The organism is Heyndrickxia sp. FSL K6-6286 (assembly GCF_038630395.1).
Classification (GTDB): Bacteria; Bacillota; Bacilli; order Bacillales; family Bacillaceae_C; genus Heyndrickxia; species Heyndrickxia oleronia.
Genome location: NZ_CP152029.1, coordinates 2612607 through 2632603, shown reverse-complemented (window position 1 = coordinate 2632603; position 19997 = coordinate 2612607). Strand labels below are relative to the sequence as shown.

17 protein-coding genes are annotated in these 19997 nt (G+C 34.9%); all 17 read left to right on the top strand.

What is annotated here, in order from left to right:
* Positions 1-39: 39 nt before the first annotated feature.
* The 17 genes from MHI39_RS13280 (at position 40) to rbsD (ending at position 19948) form a co-directional block, all read left to right on the top strand.
* Positions 40-879: an alpha/beta hydrolase gene (locus MHI39_RS13280; protein WP_058003766.1), complete on the top strand. Its 840-nt coding sequence runs from the start codon at positions 40-42 to the stop codon at positions 877-879.
* 20 nt (positions 880-899) lie between these two features.
* The gene (locus MHI39_RS13275) at positions 900-1226 is read left to right on the top strand and encodes an HIT domain-containing protein (protein ID WP_071975875.1); all 327 of its coding nucleotides are present in this window, start codon (positions 900-902) and stop codon (positions 1224-1226) included.
* Positions 1227-1264: 38 nt separating this feature from the next.
* Entirely contained in the window at positions 1265-1792 is a 528-nt protein-coding gene (locus MHI39_RS13270; protein ID WP_058003764.1) for an AAA family ATPase, read from the top strand.
* Between the two features lie 207 nt (positions 1793-1999).
* On the top strand, positions 2000-2680 hold the full coding sequence (locus MHI39_RS13265) for a copper homeostasis protein CutC (protein ID WP_078111041.1): 681 nt from the start codon (positions 2000-2002) through the stop codon (positions 2678-2680).
* An 877-nt stretch (positions 2681-3557) separates the two neighbouring features.
* Positions 3558-4448: a nitrilase-related carbon-nitrogen hydrolase gene (locus tag MHI39_RS13260; RefSeq protein WP_058003762.1), complete on the top strand. Its 891-nt coding sequence runs from the start codon at positions 3558-3560 to the stop codon at positions 4446-4448.
* 96 nt (positions 4449-4544) lie between these two features.
* Positions 4545-5906, top strand: coding sequence for an NAD(P)-dependent oxidoreductase (locus MHI39_RS13255; RefSeq protein ID WP_342541446.1), 1362 nt, complete (start codon positions 4545-4547; stop codon positions 5904-5906).
* Between the two features lie 45 nt (positions 5907-5951).
* Positions 5952-7238: an NAD-dependent dihydropyrimidine dehydrogenase subunit PreA gene (gene preA / locus MHI39_RS13250; protein WP_180211875.1), complete on the top strand. Its 1287-nt coding sequence runs from the start codon at positions 5952-5954 to the stop codon at positions 7236-7238.
* 32 nt (positions 7239-7270) lie between these two features.
* Positions 7271-8689, top strand: coding sequence for a dihydropyrimidinase (gene hydA / locus MHI39_RS13245; protein WP_058003759.1), 1419 nt, complete (start codon positions 7271-7273; stop codon positions 8687-8689).
* Positions 8690-8865: 176 nt separating this feature from the next.
* Positions 8866-10338 carry an NCS1 family transporter gene (locus tag MHI39_RS13240; protein WP_058003758.1) on the top strand — a complete coding sequence of 491 codons (1473 nt, stop codon included), beginning with the start codon at positions 8866-8868 and terminating at the stop codon, positions 10336-10338.
* 35 nt (positions 10339-10373) lie between these two features.
* Positions 10374-10598 (top strand): hypothetical protein, encoded by a 225-nt coding sequence (locus MHI39_RS13235; RefSeq protein WP_083498386.1) that lies wholly within the window; start codon positions 10374-10376, stop codon positions 10596-10598.
* Between the two features lie 183 nt (positions 10599-10781).
* Complete coding sequence (locus tag MHI39_RS13230) at positions 10782-12419, top strand: PucR family transcriptional regulator ligand-binding domain-containing protein (RefSeq protein WP_342541394.1); 1638 nt, start codon at positions 10782-10784, stop codon at positions 12417-12419.
* Positions 12420-13032: 613 nt separating this feature from the next.
* Positions 13033-14499, top strand: a complete 1467-nt coding sequence (locus tag MHI39_RS13225; protein ID WP_342541393.1) for a CoA-acylating methylmalonate-semialdehyde dehydrogenase — start codon at positions 13033-13035, stop codon at positions 14497-14499.
* Positions 14500-14518: 19 nt separating this feature from the next.
* Positions 14519-15871, top strand: a complete 1353-nt coding sequence (locus MHI39_RS13220) for an aspartate aminotransferase family protein (protein ID WP_180211878.1) — start codon at positions 14519-14521, stop codon at positions 15869-15871.
* A gap of 285 nt (positions 15872-16156) precedes the next feature.
* Positions 16157-17422 carry a M20 family metallo-hydrolase gene (locus MHI39_RS13215; RefSeq protein WP_342541445.1) on the top strand — a complete coding sequence of 422 codons (1266 nt, stop codon included), beginning with the start codon at positions 16157-16159 and terminating at the stop codon, positions 17420-17422.
* Between the two features lie 267 nt (positions 17423-17689).
* Positions 17690-18679, top strand: a complete 990-nt coding sequence (locus MHI39_RS13210) for a LacI family DNA-binding transcriptional regulator (protein ID WP_078111250.1) — start codon at positions 17690-17692, stop codon at positions 18677-18679.
* Entirely contained in the window at positions 18672-19556 is an 885-nt protein-coding gene (gene rbsK / locus MHI39_RS13205; RefSeq protein WP_058003751.1) for a ribokinase, read from the top strand. Before MHI39_RS13210 ends, rbsK begins: the two co-directional genes overlap by 8 nt.
* Entirely contained in the window at positions 19553-19948 is a 396-nt protein-coding gene (gene rbsD / locus MHI39_RS13200) for a D-ribose pyranase (RefSeq protein ID WP_180211881.1), read from the top strand. Before rbsK ends, rbsD begins: the two co-directional genes overlap by 4 nt.
* Positions 19949-19997: the final 49 nt, after the last annotated feature.

The window sequence follows — 19997 nt, the reverse complement described above, 5'->3', positions numbered from 1 at the left end:
ATAAATAACTACCAGAATACTAGTGTAAAGGAGAAATAGATGAATCATTGGAAAAGAGAAATCATTAAAACTAAACGAGGAAATTTTGAAATTTTTATTGCGGGTCAGGGTAATCCAATTTGTGTTACCCATCATTATTCAGTATTTAATGAATCGGGGGATTATTTCGCCCAAACCTTTATAAATAATAACAAAGTAATTCTTGTTAATCTTAGAGAGTGTGGAAATTCTGACAGAGCAGAGGAACCCTATCAGTTAAGTATGATTGAAACGGTATTAGATCTTGAAGAAATAAGACAAGAACTCGGATATTCATCATGGACATATGCAGGACATTCTACTGGTGGAATGATAGGTGCTTTATATGGTATTCATTATTCTTCATCCTTAGATTCATTAATTATTGTAGGATCGGCAGCTAGAGATTATTATTCTTCTACACCAGAATGTATATATAATGAACGTCATCCTCATTTTAATAGAATGCAAGAATTGATGAAGGAATTGAAGAGGGATGGCCTTTCATTTTCAGATAGACAGAAATTAATAAAAGAGAGAACACAAATATCCTTATATAAGCCTGAAAGATATGAAGATTATTTCAACTGTTCAATCAATAAAGGAACATCTGCGAAAAGACTAAATTTCTTTAGCAGAGAGGCATTAATTTATGATATCACAAGAAAACTACCGGAAATCACATCAAAAACACTTATTTTATGTGGGAAACACGATGTTCAATGCCCTGTTAAATATTCTATCGAAATGCATCAACTTATTCCGGATTCTCAATTACATATTTTTGAACAAAGTAATCATTATCCATTTTTAGAAGAGAAGGATGAATTCGAACATATTATTCATTCCTTTTTGAAATAAAAAAAACAGGAGGAATATCTATGACGATAGATTTCTATTGTGATGAAGTGTTAAGTGGAAAAACGGAAGTAGAAAAAATAGTGGAAACCGATAATACTTTAGCCTACTATCATACAAAACCTTCGTATCAAGTTCATATTGTGGCAATTCCGAAAAAACATATTCCTTCATTAACAAGAATAGATGAGTGTGATCAGAAGATATTGTATGAGTTAATAGAGACTGTACGAAAAGTTGCTTGGAAAATAGAACAGGAGTATGGTGCGTGTAGGGTGATTACTAATTTAGGAAATTATCAAGAATCAAAGCATCTACATTGGCACATTGTATCTGGGAAACGGATATGAATACATACATTTCTGATAGAATTAAAGGAGTTACATAAATGATTATTATGATTAATGGTGCGTTTGGAGTTGGAAAGACTTCTGTTGCAAATGAGTTAGTGAAACAAATGGATAATAGCATGATTTTCGATCCAGAAGAAGTTGGCTTTATGCTTAGGAACATCATTCCAAACGAAATTAAACAAAAGGAAGCAAATACTGGTGACTTTCAGGATTTACAGCTTTGGAAAGAGTTAACAGTTGTTTTGGCCAATCGGTTGATTCAAACATACAAAATGAATCTAATTATCCCTATGACAATTCGTAAACAGGAATATCTTCATTATATAATAGATGGTTTTAAAAAGTTAAATCAGGATCCCTATCATTTTTGTCTGATTGCAGAGGAAGAAACGATTTATGAAAGATTAAGAAGACGTGGGGAAGAAGAAGGAAACTGGTGCTTCCAGCAAACAAGAAAATGTATAAATGCATTTAATACATATGACTTTGGGGAGTACATTCAGACAGATCATCTAAGTATTCCTCTCATTGTTGAAATTGTGAAAGAAAAGGTATCTCTTTGATAAATGCTTTATTTCATTCCTTATGAAGTTAGAGTTCTGTTCTTAGTGAATTGAAATGTTGCTTATTTCTTAGCTGAAACATTACGTTAATAATAATTTAATAAAAAGTGCCTTAATAAAAAAGTAAATAGATTAGATGCTCTCCTTATTCTTTTAAGGTAAAATAAAGTGGGTAGTTACTGATATAAATTAGAGGTGAGCTTACATATGATAATTGAAGTCATTGCAGATACCGTTGAGGATGCAATAATAGCGGAGCAAGCAGGTGCTAATCGTATTGAACTGATAACTGGAGTCGCAGAGGGTGGTCTAACTCCTAGCTATGGTATCATAGAAGCGGTTTGTAAAGCTGTGTCGATTCCAGTGTATGTGATGATACGTCCACATAGTCGCAGCTTTAGTTATTCTAATACTGAATTGAATAGTATGGTGAAGGATATACAGATTTGTAAGGAGCTTGGGGCTGCAGGGGTTGTTTGGGGTGTATTGAATAAGGATGGGGATATTGATAAGGAAGCTTTGAAAAAACTGTTGGATGCCTCAAATGGATTAGATATTACATTTCATCGGGCGTTTGATGAAGTAAATGATCAATTAGAAGCCTTAAATGTCATACAACAATATCCGGAGATTTCTCGTATACTAACATCAGGTGGCAAGGATAAAGCAATAGATGCAACTAGTGAGCTGCAACAATTGGTGAATAAGTGTGAGGGTACATCACTTAAGATTATGGCAGGGTCTGGCTTAACGCCGAACAATATTGGCAACCTTTTAGAACAAGTGAAGGTGACAGAAATTCATTTTGGCTCCGGAGTACATCATCAATCTAGTTTTAGTTATCCAATTGATCCACAAAAAATACAAGAGATAAAAAACTTACTATAAGATAGGAAAATCTAAGATTAAATCACTAAAGACGGTAATCTAAAAAAGTCGATTTCATGTTTTGAACCTCAGCCCAATAGTTAGACAAACTAACAATTGGGCTGAGGTTCATCTGAGGAAATCGACTTTTTTACTATACTTCATATATGGGGAGTTCTATGAAATGTTGGAAATTAGTAATGCTGAGTATAAGATTGTCGCAATTATTCAAAATAAACCCTTTAATTGGAATGTCATTGATTAACGATTTTATGATCTTTTGCATGAAAAGGTTAAAGAAGAAGAACTTATTTCTATTATTAACGATTTCAAGTGGAAGTTGAATAAATTATATAGATGAAACATTAAAATATACACCATCCATTTATATAAATGATAGTTCTCAAAGTATTTATTCTCTATAGGCAAAATTAACAGCATTTGAGAAGCTTGCTTATGAGGGGTGGCAAAAGGAAATACAAGGATTTTATAGAGGAGATACCAAGCGACAAAAGATATTGGGTGGTGAATGGAATTGATATTCTTTCAGACATCCGTATGAAATTTTACCAAAAAGCGATCATTTCCGTATGGAATTCTGAAAATAGTTAGATAACTAGACTAGGTGATTACAATAACTGAAACGGATTTTTTCAGTAGACATTGTTTATATTTGTCAAATGTTACATTATGAAAAACAAATCATGTACATCATTTAACATTGTGTATAATGCAATCCAAGCAAGAAAAAAGTAAACTAAGCTTAAACTTCTATTTTGGGTAAAAAACTCAAAATGACAACATCTTTTGAAAGCGTTTTCCGAATATAAAGTAATAGGGTAAATATTATATTCATATATGTATATTGGCCAATCTATTTATAAAGGAGGAATTGTCCATGACAGACAACGTGAAAATTGGACTTATTCAAGCTTCAAATGATGTAGATGGAAATGAACCCGTTGATGTTCATAAACAAAAGGCTATAGAAAAACATATTCAACTCGTTAAAGATGCAAAAGAAAAGGGTGCGCAAATCATTTGTTTGCAGGAGATATTTTATGGACCTTATTTCTGTTCTGAGCAAAATACAAAGTGGTATGATGCTGCAGAAGAGATTCCGAATGGACCTACAACGAAACTATTTCAAGATCTAGCAAAGGAATTAGGAGTTGTTATAGTATTACCAATTTATGAAAAAGAAGGGATTGCAACTTATTACAATACAGCCGCAGTGATAGATGCAGATGGCTCATATTTGGGAAAATATCGTAAACAACATATTCCTCATGTAGGAGTTGGAGATCAGGGGTATGGTTTCTGGGAAAAGTTTTATTTTAAGCCTGGCAATTTAGGATATCCTGTGTTTGATACTGCATTTGCAAAAGTTGGTGTCTACATATGTTATGATCGACATTTTCCTGAAGGTGCAAGATTGCTAGGTTTAAATGGCGCCGAAATTGTTTTAAACCCATCTGCAACAGTTGCGGGATTATCAGAATATTTATGGAAGCTTGAGCAACCAGCACACGCAGTTGCAAATGGCTATTATTTAGGTGCAATCAATAGAGTAGGTAAAGAGGGTCCATGGAATATGGGTGAATTTTATGGTCAATCCTATCTTGTTGACCCAAGAGGGGAATTTGTAGCAATGGGTAGTCGGGACCAAGATGAAATTGTCATCGGTGAAATGAATAAAAAAATGATTAGAGAAGTACGAGATACTTGGCAATTTTATCGGGATCGCAGACCGGAAACTTATCAAGAGATGACGGCTCTATTACCTTAATTTATTTTTCAACAAGGGCTTTACAACTTTTCCAAACGTAAAGCCCTTTATATATATCTTCATATAGTATTTATCTTTTCCAAAGGAGGCTAAAACATAGTGACTAGAATTTCTTATGAAGATTTACAGCAAAACTTTAATGAAGTATTTCCTGGGTTAACAAATCAGGAAGCAATAGAAGAGTCGAATAGATGTTTATATTGCTACGATGCTCCTTGTATACAAGCATGTCCAACGGGAATTGACATTCCGACATTTATAAAAAAAATTGCCTCAGGAAATTTAAAAGGGTCTGCTAAAACGATTATGACAGCTAACCCTGTTGGTGCAAGCTGTTCTCGTGTTTGTCCAACTGAGGAATTATGTGAGGGGGCATGTGTACTTAATCATTCAACGAAACCAATTATGATTGGCAATTTACAAAGGTATGCCACAGATTGGGCAATTAAAAATCAACAAGTATTATTTAAACCAGGAAAAAAGAATGGTAGGAAAGTAGCAATCGTTGGTGGAGGGCCAGCTGGTCTTGCTGCTGCTCGAGAGCTCGGATTATTAGGTTATAATGTGACGATTTTTGAAGCTGAAAAACATGCTGGTGGATTAAACACGTATGGAATAGTGTCTTTTAGGCTTCCACAAGATATTTCCTATTGGGAAGTAAAGCAAGTAGAAAGTCTTGATGTTGAAATAAAGACAAACACAAGAGTAGGAAAGGATATTTCAGTAAAAGAAATAATGGACAATTATGATACTGTTTTACTTGCAATAGGGATGGCGAGTGTTCCTAATTTAGGAATTGTCGGTGAAGATTTAGATGGTGTATATGATGCGGTTGACTTCGTAAAAGAAACGAAAACAAAACCTATTTCTAATACGTTTCTCGGTAAGAAGGTGGTTGTCATCGGAGCGGGAAATACAGCAATTGATGGTGCAACATGTTCCATTCGATTGGGAGCGGAAAATGTGAAGATTCTTTATAGAAGGACTAGTGAGGAAATGACCGCATATGATTTTGAATATGAATTTGCCAAACAAGATGGGGTTGAATTTAGATGGCTTACTGCCCCAAAACGGATTATCGGGAATGAAGATGGAAAGGTAATAGGGATTGAATGCATAAAAATTAAATTAGGTAAATCTGATGACGATGGTCGTGCTCGCCCGATACCAATTGAAGGATCCGAATTTATATTAGAAGTAGATGCTGTTATAAAAGCAATTGGACAATCAAGATACAATCAGTTAATTGAAGAATTTCAACTTGAACATAATAGTGGCGTAGTAAAGATTGATCAGCAAACTTATCAAACGTCTAATGCAAAAGTCTATGCATGTGGAGATGTCATCTTTGGAAAGGGTCAAGGTGAAGCGATGGTTGTATCAGCTGCACAGCAAGGAAAAGACGCAGCATATGCAATCCACAAGCAATTAAGCAAAACTTCCGCAGAGACTGCTTAGTTTGGACAATATAGCATATCTTTAAAAAGGGCAGGAGGTAAGGAAATGGCAGATTTACAGATTAATTTAGCAGGAATTCAATCACCAAACCCATTTTGGTTAGCTTCTGCTCCTCCAACTAACTCTGGTTATCAAGTTCAACGAGCATTTGATGCAGGTTGGGGAGGAGCAGTTTGGAAAACATTGGGTGATCCCATTCTAAATGTTTCATCACGTTTTGCAGCTGTTAGTTTTAATGGTCAAAAGGTGGCAGGTTTTAATAATATCGAACTCATAACTGACCGACCTTTAGAGGTTAATTTGAGAGAAATCTATGAAACTAAAAAAAGATTTCCTAATCATGCCATTATTGCTTCACTGATGGTGGAACCTAAGCAGGAAAAATGGCATGAAATTGTAAAAAGAGTTGAGGATGTTGGTGTGGACGGACTGGAACTAAATTTTGGTTGCCCACATGGCATGGCGGAAAGGGGGATGGGATCTGCTTCTGGTCAAGTTCCAGAGCTTGTTGAAAAACAAACCTATTGGGTGAAGGAAGCTGCTCAAACACCTGTTATTGTAAAACTAACTCCGAATATTACAGATATTACTGTTACTGCTCAATCCGCAGCAAATGGTGGTGCGGATGCAATCAGTATGATAAATACAATTAATAGTTTGGCAGGAGTGGATATTCATACATGGAATACGATTCCACATGTTGCTGGAAAAGGTGCCCATGGAGGATATTGTGGTCCTGCAGTTAAACCAATTGCTCTTAATATGGTTGGGGAATGCGCACGCAATCCTAGAATCAACATTCCGATATCTGGTATAGGTGGAATTTCAAGCTGGCAGGATGCAGTGGAGTTTATGCTAATGGGAGCAACTGGAGTTCAGGTTTGTACAGCAGCAATGCACCATGGATTTAGGATTGTAGAGGATATGATTGAGGGACTAGATCATTACTTAGATGACAAAGGAATATCTTCTGTAATGGACTTAATAGGGAAGTCAGTAGAAAAATATTCTGATTGGGGAAATCTCGACTTAAATTATAAAATCGTCGCGCGGATAAATAACGATATATGTATTAATTGCAATAAATGCCATATTGCCTGTGAAGATACATCCCATCAATGTATTGATATGTTAAAAGATGAAACAGGAAAAGGATATTTACAGGTACGTGAAGATGACTGTGTAGGTTGTAATCTTTGTTCTATCGTATGTCCAGTTGATGGGGCAATTGACATGGTTGAAATTCCAAGTACGCTACCACCAATGACATGGAATGAACGTCAATCTGCTCTTGGAGCTGCTTCATGCAATGTAGATGTTGTAAATAAATAGATAAAAGCAATAGAAAATGAGGTGTTTAAAACATGAAAAAAGTGATTAAAAATGGAACAATAGTGACGGCAACAGATCAATTTCAAGCAGATATTGAGATTGAAAATGGTGTAATAAGTTTAATAGGAGAAAATCTTTCTACACAAGGATCTGAAGTAATTGATGCTAAAGGATGCTATATTTTCCCGGGTGGCATTGACCCCCATACACATCTCGACATGCCCTTTGGCGGAACAGTTACTAAGGATGATTTTGAAACAGGGACCATTGCTGCCGCTTATGGAGGAACTACCACAATCATTGACTTTTGTTTAACAAATAAAGGGGAACCGTTAAAGAAAGCGATTGACACATGGCACGCAAAATCCAAAAATAAGGCGGTTATTGATTATGGATTCCACCTTATGATTAGTGAAGTGAATGAAGACGTATTAAATGAACTTCCTTCGATCATTGATAATGAAGGAATCACTTCATTTAAAGTATTTATGGCGTATAAAAATGTTTTTCAAGCGGATGATGAGACATTATTCCGTACACTTATTGCAGCAAAAGAACTCGGAGCACTCGTTATGGTCCATGCAGAAAACGGAGATGTCATTGATTATTTGACGAATAAAGCGCTAGAGAATGGCAATACTGAACCAATTTATCATGCGCTTACACGGCCACCTGAAATTGAAGGAGAAGCAACGGGTAGAGCGGCAACATTTACTGGACTCGCAAACTCTCAGCTATATGTAGTACATGTATCATGTGCTGATGCTGCAAGAAAGATTGCAGAGGCTAGAGCTAAGGGAATTGATGTTTGGGGTGAGACATGTCCACAATATTTGGTTTTAGACCAATCCTATTTAGAAAGACCAAATTTTGAAGGGGCTAAATATGTTTGGTCTCCACCATTACGTGAAAAATGGAACCAAGAAGTTCTATGGAACGCTTTAAAAACAGGGCAACTTCAAACAATTGGTTCGGATCAATGTTCATTTGATTTTAATGGGCAAAAAGATTTAGGGAGAGATGATTTTTCAAAAATTCCTAATGGGGGACCAATAATTGAGGATCGTTTAAGTATTCTCTTCTCTGAAGGGGTTAAAAAGGGAAGGATTTCCTTAAATCAATTTGTAGATATAACTTCCACGAGAATTGCGAAGCTATTCGGATTATATCCGAAGAAAGGTACGATTGCCGTTGGAGTGGATGCCGATGTTGTTATCTTTGATCCTACAATAGAAAGGGTCATTTCTGCTGAATCTCACCATATGGCGGTAGACTACAATGCTTTTGAAGGAATGAAAGTAATAGGAGAACCTGTTTCTGTACTATCACGAGGAGAATTTGTTATTCGAGATAAAAAGTTTGTTGGAAAGATTGGTTCTGGACAGTATTTGAAACGAGCAAAATATGGTGAAAGAAATCATACGAATGAGAGTGAATCATTAACGATGTAACAGCCTCTTATTTAAAATAAAATATATCGATCTGTAGGATCAATTTTAATAGTTATTTTGGGGAGGCAAATGTTTACATGTGCTCTCCCCAAAAAAAATAATCCATTGATAAGGATTTTTTACGCTTAAATTATTCAGAATATTATGAATACATTTCAAGGAATGAGGTGTAACAGATGAATAATAAGGATAGTTATTTGAAATCACCAGATTTATTGCCTATTAGCTCAGAGGAAAGAAATATAGGACCAAAGGGCTTCGCTGTTATTTGGGTAGGGATGGCTGTTGTATTAGCTGCTTTTGCAATTGGAGGTTCTGGTGTTCAAAGTTTACCACTTGGATGGGTAATTGTTGCAACTCTAATAGGATCCGTAGCTATCGGCATATTTATGACCATTATTGGTGATATCGGTGTAGAACATGGATTATCGTTTCCGGTTTATATGAGGGCCCCATTTGGCACGATCGGTACACATATTCCTTCATTAGTACGTGGTATTACTGCAGCCTGTTGGTTCGGCTTGAACACATATTTCGGTGCAACAGCAATGAATGGAATATTAAATATTTTGTTTGGTTTTAATAACTGGTTTATTTGTTTTATTGTATTTGCAGCACTTCAACTTATTAACACTGCACTTGGTATTAAAGCAATCGAAAGATTTGCCGACTTAGCTGCACCTACCATTATCTTAATTTCTGCGTGGATGTATGCCTCTTTGTCGGATCAAGCTGCAGAACAAGGAAGGGAAATTTGGTCATGGGTGGAAAGTCCAGTAACAGGTGGTGCAGCTTTTACAGCCTTTATGGTAGTTGTGATGAGTAATATGGGATTCTGGGCAACTTTAGCAGCTGATATGCCATCCTTATCACGTTTTTTCAAAGCACCAAAAAACGAAAGAAACTGGTTTAAACGTAATAAATCACAAATCGTTGGAAGTATTATTGTTATGCCAATTGTCAATACATTTATGATCATTATTGGTGCCGTATCTTATATTGCTGTTTCAAATTTTGATCCAGTTGTTGCCCTTCAGGAGGCAGCGAGCGGATTTATCTTGGGTATTTTGTTATTAATGATTGTATTTGCCCAATGGTCAACAAATACATCTGCAAATGTAATACCTGCAGCGACCATTTTTTCTAATGTAGGTGGTCCAAAAGTACCTTTTTGGGCAGCAGTTCTCATTGCGGGGATTATTGGTATTGCGGTTCAACCATGGAGTTTATTTGATGTTATTGTGCCTGCTTTACTCATTATCGGAGGAATATTGTCGTCAATAGTAGGTATATTGTTTACAGATTACTATTTAATTAGAAAAAGGAGAGTGAATGTCAACGATTTATATGTAGGAAATGGTCAGTATAAATACATGAATGGGTTTAATTTGGCAGGAATGATCGCATGGATTATTGGGGGAATCGCTTCATATTTTCTCTCAAGCTATTCATTTATCGTGGGCTTTCTTGTAGGTGCAGTAATTTATTATATATTAGGTAAATACTGGTGGTTTAAAAAGTACAAACAAGCAGAAATTGAAGACCCAAGTGATGAAAAATATTTAGGGATAACGGTTGGACGTGATTGGGAAATTTTAGAAGAAGAAGAAGTGGTTGCTGTACCTGAAGATTTGAATCCACAAATATAAATTTATACTTTTTTATGGAAAGAGAGGTTATTATTTTGTCTGAGTATCAAGAGTTTTTACAAGAAAGAGATCGTATTGATTTTTTAGTGGAAAGAGGTTTCAAAATAAAAAATATCACTGAGAATTTGAGTGGTGCTTTTGTAGAATTTGAAAAAACTTTAGATTCAGAAATAGAAAATGAAACATTACACATCTTAACTGCTGATGCAAGAAAATACTTTTCAGTAATATTAATCAACCAACAAAAAGAGAAAAAATAACACGTTGAAAAGACATATCACTTAAGTATTGGATACTTAAAGGATATGTCTATTTTTATTTGCAATCAAATACCTGTAAAGGATTTTATTCAATTATATCGAATAGTATATAAATACAGACCCTATATTCTTCTTAGATCCTTAATAAAAGATCAAATATTCTACTCAATTTTTAGAGGTGATATGAAATTGAAATCTTATATTACGGTAAAGGATATTTTACAAAGAAAACATTTTGAGATGATTGAGGTTATTGCAGGAAAAGAGGGTTTGAATCGCCTAGTTAAATGGGTACATGTTGTAGAAGTTACTAATATTCGTAACCTTCTAAATGGTAATGAATTAATTTTATCAACAGGAGTAGCTTGGAAGGAAAAAAAGGAATATTTTATCTCTGTATTAGAACAACTAATCGACTCATCGGCAGCTGGACTATGCATTGAAATTGGTACATACACTTCCTCGATTCCACCAGAAATCATTGATGTTGCGAATGAGCACAAATTTCCTATTATCCTCTTTCACAGAGAAGTACCATTTGTAGAAATCACTCAAGATATTCACTCACTTCTAATCAACCATCAATATCAAATGATCGCAGATCTTGAAAAATACTCCCAAACATTAAGTAAAAAACTACTAACGATTGATCATTACAATGAAATCCTCAAATATATTCAACATTATTTACAAGTTCAAGTGATTATTGTATTTAAGAATAAGGATATTCAATTCATCCCAAATGTATTAGATCAGGAGAGAAAAAAGTTATTGCAACTAGTTGAAAAAAATGAAAATAACCAACACTTAACTGCTAATTCATATTCAATTGCAAGTATTCCGATACATCTCTTAGGAAGTAACTATGCACAATTAATTATTACTTCCAACGAGCGTTCTTTAACAGAATTCGATCAGCTAATACTTGATCGTACTGCAACAGCTCTTGCTCAATTGATATTAAGAGATCTCTATGTGGAAGAAAAGAGTAGAGCAGAAGAAGTAGAATGGCTATCAAGGTGGTTAGAAGGTGATCAGACTGAAGATGATATTCATGAATATTTAGCCTACCAATCATCCACCATTAAACCAAAAGGAGCAAATGTCTGTATTTGCAAGCTTGAAAATTTTCAAAACCTCAGCAATATAGATTTAACTTATTTAAAACTATTTTATAAATCGATATTTGAACAACAGGGTTTTACTCTTTTTGCTATAGAAAGAAAGAATAGCATCATCTTTATTATTCTCAATGAAAGAAATGTCTCATCTTGGAAAAAAAGAATGAAGGAAGCGATTCAGAGATTGAAAAATTCTAATCCTTCAATGATAGATCAACATCCAATGCCTTTTATTGGAATAGGTAAATATGTTACAGATTTAGTGAATATAAATAGAAGCTATGAAACTGCATTAGAAACGATCCGAATACAGGAAAGATTATCGAATTCTTCTGATTTCTATTTTTATGATGATCTCCATATTTATCGTTTAATTTCTTTAATTAATCGTCACTTAGATTTGAATGAAATTGTACTTGAGTATTTGGAACCAATTATAGATTATGATAAGAAATATAATGGAAAGTTAATGCAAACATTAAAAACATATTTAGCATGCAACGGATCCAAACAAGAAACCGCGAAACGGCTTTTTATTGTTAGACAAACTTTATATCATCGCATACAAAAACTGGAGAAATTATTAGGGAAAGATTTTATGAACCCAGAAAAGAGAATAGCAATTGAAGTAATGATATTATCTTATGAATTCCTACAATCTTCAAAAAAACTTAAACATGCTGAACATGAAGCCTATTAGTAAACCCTAATAGGTTTTTTGGTTGGCATTTTTTCAAAAATTGCTATTTAGGTAATTTTTTAAGTAAGGCTGTTTTCTAGCCCAAATACTGGTTTTTACCGAATAGCTGGTCATATGAGGTTACTCAGTAAAATGAGACGTGTAGTGGCCTTCAGTCGATAGTTATAACTTTACTTCAATGGTTTTAGAAAATACCCTAAATGAAAAGTTAAAGAATAAGAATTTCATTATTTCACTGAAAAAAAATAACAAACTAACATGAAATATCAAATTAAATATCTTTTTGTCCCACTGAAGTTGAAAGTATGACTATATGTATGATGAAAATCTTCTTGTTAGAGGGCATTGAAGACATTGTTCATAATGTGGAAAAAAAAACTAAGATATTTTACAGTATGTCTAATGAAAACACTTACAAATTGAGTGATAATTCTAATAGGATAACTCTTTTTTTATCCCTACTGTTCTTTATGCTTATTGTTCCATTTTTAAATAGACGATAAGAAGTGATAAGAACACTAGCCATCTTATTTTTTCCTTAAGTTTATACAAGCAGAAGGAAAATATTTTTAAAAATAATTATGCTTTTTACAAAGAAGGAGGCTAAGAAATCATGACAGTGTTAAAAAAAGAAACTACAGTACTTAAAAATTTTATAAATGGTGAATGGATAGATGCAGATTGTAATGAAACTTTAGATGTTCCCAATCCTGCTACAGGTGAGGTGATAATTAAGGTTCCAATTTCTTCAAAGGAAGATGTTGATAAAGCAGTAAAGTCAGCAAAGGAAGCCTGGAAGACTTGGAAAAACACTCCTGTTCCAAAACGCGCTAGAATTTTATATAAATATCACTATTTATTATCAGAAAATCATGAAAAGCTTGCCAAACTGGTTGTTCAAGAAAATGGAAAAGCCTATAAAGAGGCATACGGAGAAGTTCAACGTGGAATTGAATGTGTGGAATTTGCTGCTGGTGCTCCTACCTTGATGATGGGAGAAAGTCTTTCGAATATTGCAGAAGAGATTGACTCAGAAATGTTTCGTTATCCTCTAGGAGTAGTTGCTGGCATAACACCTTTTAATTTTCCGATGATGGTACCACTTTGGATGTTCCCATTAGCTATTGCTTGTGGTAACACGTTTGTCCTTAAGCCTTCTGAACGCACGCCTATTTTAGCAAATGAATTAGTAAAATTGTTTACTGAAGCAGGAGCTCCAAAGGGTGTGTTAAATATTGTTCATGGAGCACATGATGTAGTAAATGGATTACTCGATCATGATGATGTCTGTGCTATTTCATTTGTTGGTTCCCAACCAGTAGCTAAATATGTGTATGAAAGGGCTGCTGCAGCGGGCAAAAGGGTTCAAGCATTATCTGGTGCGAAAAATCATCATATTGTAATGCCTGATGCAGATATGGAAAAGGCGGTATCCCATATTATTAGTTCTGCTTATGGTAGTGCTGGCCAACGCTGTATGGCTTGCAGTGCGGTTGTAGTTGTTGGTGATGGAGATGAATTTGTCCAGACCCTTAAAGAACGCGCAGATGAACTCATTATAGGGAATGGGTTAGATGATGAAGTATTACTAACTCCAATAATTAGAGATTCACATCGTCAAAAGGTTTTGGATTATATCAAAATCGGCTTAAAGGAAGGGGCAACATTAATTAGGGATGGTCGAAAAGAAATGGATGAAAAACATGAAGGAACTTTTTTAGGACCTACTATTTTTGATCAAGTTACCCCTGATATGACAATAGCAAAAGAGGAAATTTTCGCTCCGGTTCTATCATTATTAAGGGCGAAGGACTTAGAAGAGGGTTTAGAGTATATCCGTAAATCACGTTTTGGTAATGGAGCAACCATTTATACAAAAGATGCTAAGGCGGTTCGCCAATTTCGAGAAGAAGCAGATGCTGGTATGTTGGGAATTAATGTAGGTGTTCCTGCAACTATGGCCTTTTTCCCATTCTCTGGATGGAAAGATTCTTTTTATGGAGATCTTCATGTGAATGGAAAAGATGGCGTTAATTTCTATACGAGAAAGAAGATGATTACATCACGATTTGATTATTAATAAGAAGGGAGTAGATTGAATGGAAAAATTAAAAGAAACCGGTGACTTTCTAACAAAGGACAAAGACTTTCTTTGGCATTCGATGAAACCTTATAATCCTGATGCTACAATGATTGCTCAAACGGCTGAAGGATCGTGGGTTACTGATCATCATGGGAATCGCTATTTAGATGCAATGAGCGGATTATGGTGTGTAAATGTCGGTTATGGAAGAACAGAGCTAGCAGAAGCTGCTTATGAGCAGTTAAAAGAAATGGCTTATTTTCCACTAACCCAAAGCCATACTCCTGCTATTAAACTAGCAGAAAAGTTAAATGAATTACTAGAAGATGAATACGTAATTTTCTTTTCAAATAGTGGTTCTGAGGCGAATGAAACTGCCTTTAAACTTGTTCGGCAATATCATCAGCAAAAAGGTGATCATGGACGCTACAAGTTTATTTCCAGATATCGAGCATACCATGGTAATTCCATGGGTTCACTAGCTGCTACTGGGCAAGCTCAAAGAAAATTTAAATATGAACCATTAGCACCAGGATTTATTCATGTCAGTCCTCCTGATTTATATCGAGATGATGACAGAGCTGATGCTAAGCCAGCGGAGCTGAAGTCTGTAAAAGAAATGGATCAGGTCATGACTTGGGAGTTAAGTGAAACGATTGCCGGAGTTATCATGGAACCGATAATAACAGGTGGTGGTGTGATCGTTCCTCCAGATGGCTACATGGCTGGAATAAAAGAAGTCTGTGAAAAGCATGGAGCTTTACTTATTGTAGATGAAGTGATTTGTGGATTTGGAAGAACGGGAAAAGCATTTGGATATATGAATTATGGAGTAAAACCAGATATTATTACGATGGCAAAGGGGATTACTAGTGCATATCTACCTTTATCAGCTACAGCTGTGAAGAAGGATATCTATGAAGCGTTTAGCGGCTCAGATGAATATGATTATTTCCGTCATATTAATACCTTTGGTGGCAACCCTGCTGCATGTGCACTAGCAATAAAAAATCTTGAGATTATGGAACGAGAAAGTCTATTTAGTCGTTCCTATGAGTTAGGTGAACAATTAAAACAGAGCCTGACTTCAGCGTTAGCAAATCATCCGTTGGTTGGGGATATTCGGGGCAAAGGACTACTGGTTGGTGTAGAACTTGTAAAGGACAAATCATCCAAGGAACCATTAGAAGTTGAACTAGTTAATAAAGTAATTGCTGGTTGTAAACAAAGAGGAGTGATAATTGGAAAAAATGGTGCTACTGTTGCAGGATTTAATAATGTGCTAACACTTGCCCCACCTTTAAATATTAAACTGGAAGACTTAGAATTAATCATCGATACATTAACTGAGGAAATAAAATCTTTATAGTCCAATTAAAACACTCGTAATTTTCTCTATATTACGGGTGTTTTAAAGCATTTTACCTCGCAACTATGAAAATAGCTCTTTACTTAAATAATCTTGGCTTTGTAGATAATCTTTTAACCAATAAAAATAGGTTTGAGGAACGACAAGTCTTTCACTCCACTGAGAAAAGAGCTGAAAACTAAATAAGAACGATGAACCTTTATTAGGTGTAAAAGTTGGTAGCAGAGCTTTTACACAAAAGCAACATACTATCCAAAAACAGCTATAATAAATGAATGAGGGTGAATATGGATGACTACTCGAACATTAATAATTAATCAACATCGGTTGGAAAAAAGGATTAATGATTTAGCTGAAATTGGTAAAATTGGCGAAACAGGTGTATGTCGGCTAACTTTATCTAATGAAGATAGACAAGCGGTAGAAACAGTGAAGAAGTGGATGGAAGAAGCAGGCTTAACAACAAAGATTGATCACTTTGGAAATCTCATTGGTCGATATGAAGGTGAAAATCCTGACGCCCCTATATTAATGTTAGGTTCACATATAGACTCTCAACCTTATGGCGGTCGGTTTGATGGGGTTATTGGAGTTCTAGGAGCGCTGGAAGTTGTCCAAACTATGAAAGAAAACATGATTATTCCCTCAATACCTATCGAAGTGGTGGCATTTTCTGATGAAGAAGGTTGCCGTTTTAATAAAGGATTATTCGGTGTAAGAGGGATACTTGGAAAGCTTGAGGAAGATGAGCTTGAAAGAATAGATAAAAATGGGGTTTCAAGAAGAGAAGCATTAATTCAATTTGGATGTGATCCTGATAAATTAGCTGACTCAGTTTATCCAGCTAATAGTATTGCAGCTTTCCTAGAAATGCATATTGAGCAAGGTCCAATATTAGATGTATTGGAGAAACCAGTTGGGATTGTTACAGGAATATCCGGTCCCTTATGGTTAACAATTGAACTTGAGGGATTTGCGGGGCATGCCGGCTCTGTACCTATGAATATGAGAAAAGATGCACTAGTAGGGGCAGCCAAGATAATTGTCGCTCTTAATGAAATTGCCAGTCAAGATCCAGATTCACCTACAGTTGGAACAGTTGGTAGCATTAATGTATTTCCAGACTCTCGCAATATCATACCTGAAAAAGTTAGTTTCACAGTAGACTTAAGAGATATTGATATAAATCGAAGAAATCAGTTAGAAAAACAATTAAGAGAGAAAATAAATAGTATTGCAAATGAACATCAGCTATCTTATAAAATTACAGAGGATACAAATAGTGAACCTCGTTATTGTTCTGATCGGATCATGTCAATTATGAGAACAGAATGTAAACAAATGGGACTTGATCCAGTTGAATTAATGAGTGGGCCGTTTCATGATTCACTAGCTATGTCCTATATATGTGAGTATGGGATGATCTTTGTACGATGTAAAGATGGAATAAGTCATAATCCAAAAGAATTTGCGACATTTGGTGATATTTCATTAGGAACGGAATTATTGTACAAAACAACAATTAAGCTAATGGAAAAAATGAATAAATGATAAAGAAGGTCATTGTAAGTACCTTTTACAATGACCTTCTTTATCATTTGCTTTTTCTTTTACTATTAATAACTTTTTTAAGGACAAAGTATAAAGAAATGCTGTTTCCGTAAAGTAAGTTACTTTTTTTTAAGCTATTATAGAAACAAAGTTTGAGAAAAGAGTCAAAAGAAAAAATCGTTGATAAAAGGATTTAAAAGTTCTTGTATGTAAATAAATAATGTGCTATTCTGAATGTGGAAACGGTTACACAAAGAGGTGAGCCAAATGGTTACAATACGTGATGTCGCGAAAGCAGCTGGCGTGTCAGTTGCAACAGTTTCGAGAGTATTAAATGAAACCGGTTACGTACATGAAGATACAAGAAATACAGTGAACGAAATGATTAAACAATTAAATTATAGTCCAAATGAAGTAGCCCGTTCATTGTATACAAAAAAATCGAGGTTAATTGGACTTTTACTTCCTGATATAACAAATCCATTCTTCCCTTTATTAGCTCGAGGAGTGGAAGATGAAATGAGACTTCATGATTATCGCTTAATATTTGGAAATACAGATGAAGATGCAGAAAAAGAACAAGATTATATACAAACGTTCCAGCAAAATAATGTTATTGGACTAATTTCTATGACAAATACTTTAAGTAAAAAAGTGTATCAAGATTTATCAATTCCCGTTGTTTTTCTTGACCGTACTTCTAGTGGTTATCCTTCAGTTTTTGCAGATGGGAAAGAAGGAGGCAAACTCGCAGCTATGGAAATGGTTAAAAGAGGTAGCAAACGGATTACTTTAATAAAAGGTCCTGGCCATTTACAAACTGCAGTAGACCGATTTCAAGGAGCTTTAGAAGTATTAAGTACTTCTGATATAAATTTTTATGTGATGTCTACAACATCTTTCTCATTTAAAGATGCGGAAACATGGGCCAAGGATTTATTCGAAAAATATCCAGATACCGATGGGGTTATTGCCAGTAATGATATAGTTGCAACGGCAGTCATACATGAGGCATTACGAATTGGTAAAAAAATACCTGAAGAAGTTCAAGTAATTGGATTTGATGATGTTCCACATAGCAGCTTATTATTTCCTCCACTATCGACCATAAGACAACCGGCATATGAAATGGGAAAAGAAGCAGCACAGCTTCTAATTAAGCTAATGAAAAATGAAAAGTTGCAAAAGAAAAATATCCAATTACCGGTTACATTTATTAATAGAGATACTACAAGAAAGGTTGATGAACATGTCTAAAATTGTCGTCATTGGAAGTTCTTCAATGGACTTAGTTGTAACTGCACCAAAGAGACCTATTGCAGGGGAAACGATTATTGGTGAATCATTTAAAACAATTCCAGGCGGGAAGGGCGCAAATCAAGCAGTTGCCTCATCCCGATTGGGTGCTGAAGTAATAATGATAGGTTGTATTGGTGATGATAATTATGGAGAAGTTATATTAGAAAACTTACAAAAAAATAATGTTAATACAAAGTATGTGGAACCAGTTACAGGTGAAAAAAGTGGAACCGCTCATATTATTTTGGCTGAAGATGACAACAGTATTATTGTAGTAAAAGGTGCAAATGATTATGTAACTCCCGAATATGTTGAAAAGGCATTAGATGTTATTAAACATGCAGATATTGTTTTAATCCAACAGGAAATACCAGAGGAAACGGTCGAGTATGTTGCAAATATATGTAATGAATTAAATGTTTCACTTCTATTAAATCCTGCTCCTGCTAGAAGACTTAGTCAAAATATTATCGATAAAGCTAGCTATATTACACCAAATGAGCATGAGGCATCTTTGTTATTTGAAGGGTTAACAAAGGAAGAGGCATTAAGGAAATATCCAAATAAATTATTTATTACAGAAGGAAAGAATGGTGTTCGTTATTTTAACGGACAAAGTGAAGTTCTTATTCCCTCTTATCAAGTTGAGGTAGTGGACACAACTGGTGCTGGAGATACCTTTAATGCAGCTTTTGCTGTGGCACTCTCAGAAAGAAAAAATATAGATGACAGTATTCGTTTTGCCAATCGGGCAGCTTCTCTTTCTGTTACAAAATTTGGTGCTCAAGGCGGGATGCCACTTCGTACAGAAGTAGAAGGAAGTATGGAAGCATGAAACTGAAAGGCATATTAAATAGTCATATATCAAAAGTATTAGCTGATCTTGGTCATACCGATTATATCGTTATTGCTGATGCAGGCTTGCCTGTACCTCAAGGAGTGTTGAAAATTGATCTTGCATTACGACTGGGTGTTCCTAGTTTTGAAGAAGTAGTTTCAGTAATCAAAGACGATATGAGAATTGAAAAAGTAACTTTAGCAAGTGAAATCAAAACTCATAATCTCACAACATATCAGTATATGAAAGAGCAATTTAGTTGCGAAAATATAGAATTGGTTACCCACGAAAAATTCAAAGAGTTAACACAACATGCTAAAGCTATTATTCGCACTGGGGAAGCTACACCATATGCGAATTGTATTTTGCAATCAGGTGTTATTTTTTAGTAAAGGACTTGTCACACATTCATCTGATTATAATAATCAAACACATTCA

Coding starts and splice junctions, on each gene's coding strand:
- MHI39_RS13270 (WP_058003764.1), top strand. CDS start 1,265: ATGATTATTATGATTAATGGTGCGTTTGGAGTTGGAAAGACTTCTGTT.
- rbsK (WP_058003751.1), top strand. CDS start 18,672: ATGTCTAAAATTGTCGTCATTGGAAGTTCTTCAATGGACTTAGTTGTA.
- hydA (WP_058003759.1), top strand. CDS start 7,271: ATGAAAAAAGTGATTAAAAATGGAACAATAGTGACGGCAACAGATCAA.
- MHI39_RS13225 (WP_342541393.1), top strand. CDS start 13,033: ATGACAGTGTTAAAAAAAGAAACTACAGTACTTAAAAATTTTATAAAT.
- MHI39_RS13210 (WP_078111250.1), top strand. CDS start 17,690: ATGGTTACAATACGTGATGTCGCGAAAGCAGCTGGCGTGTCAGTTGCA.
- MHI39_RS13240 (WP_058003758.1), top strand. CDS start 8,866: ATGAATAATAAGGATAGTTATTTGAAATCACCAGATTTATTGCCTATT.
- MHI39_RS13280 (WP_058003766.1), top strand. CDS start 40: ATGAATCATTGGAAAAGAGAAATCATTAAAACTAAACGAGGAAATTTT.
- MHI39_RS13275 (WP_071975875.1), top strand. CDS start 900: ATGACGATAGATTTCTATTGTGATGAAGTGTTAAGTGGAAAAACGGAA.
- preA (WP_180211875.1), top strand. CDS start 5,952: ATGGCAGATTTACAGATTAATTTAGCAGGAATTCAATCACCAAACCCA.
- MHI39_RS13265 (WP_078111041.1), top strand. CDS start 2,000: ATGATAATTGAAGTCATTGCAGATACCGTTGAGGATGCAATAATAGCG.
- MHI39_RS13260 (WP_058003762.1), top strand. CDS start 3,558: ATGACAGACAACGTGAAAATTGGACTTATTCAAGCTTCAAATGATGTA.
- MHI39_RS13230 (WP_342541394.1), top strand. CDS start 10,782: ATGAAATTGAAATCTTATATTACGGTAAAGGATATTTTACAAAGAAAA.
- rbsD (WP_180211881.1), top strand. CDS start 19,553: ATGAAACTGAAAGGCATATTAAATAGTCATATATCAAAAGTATTAGCT.
- MHI39_RS13220 (WP_180211878.1), top strand. CDS start 14,519: ATGGAAAAATTAAAAGAAACCGGTGACTTTCTAACAAAGGACAAAGAC.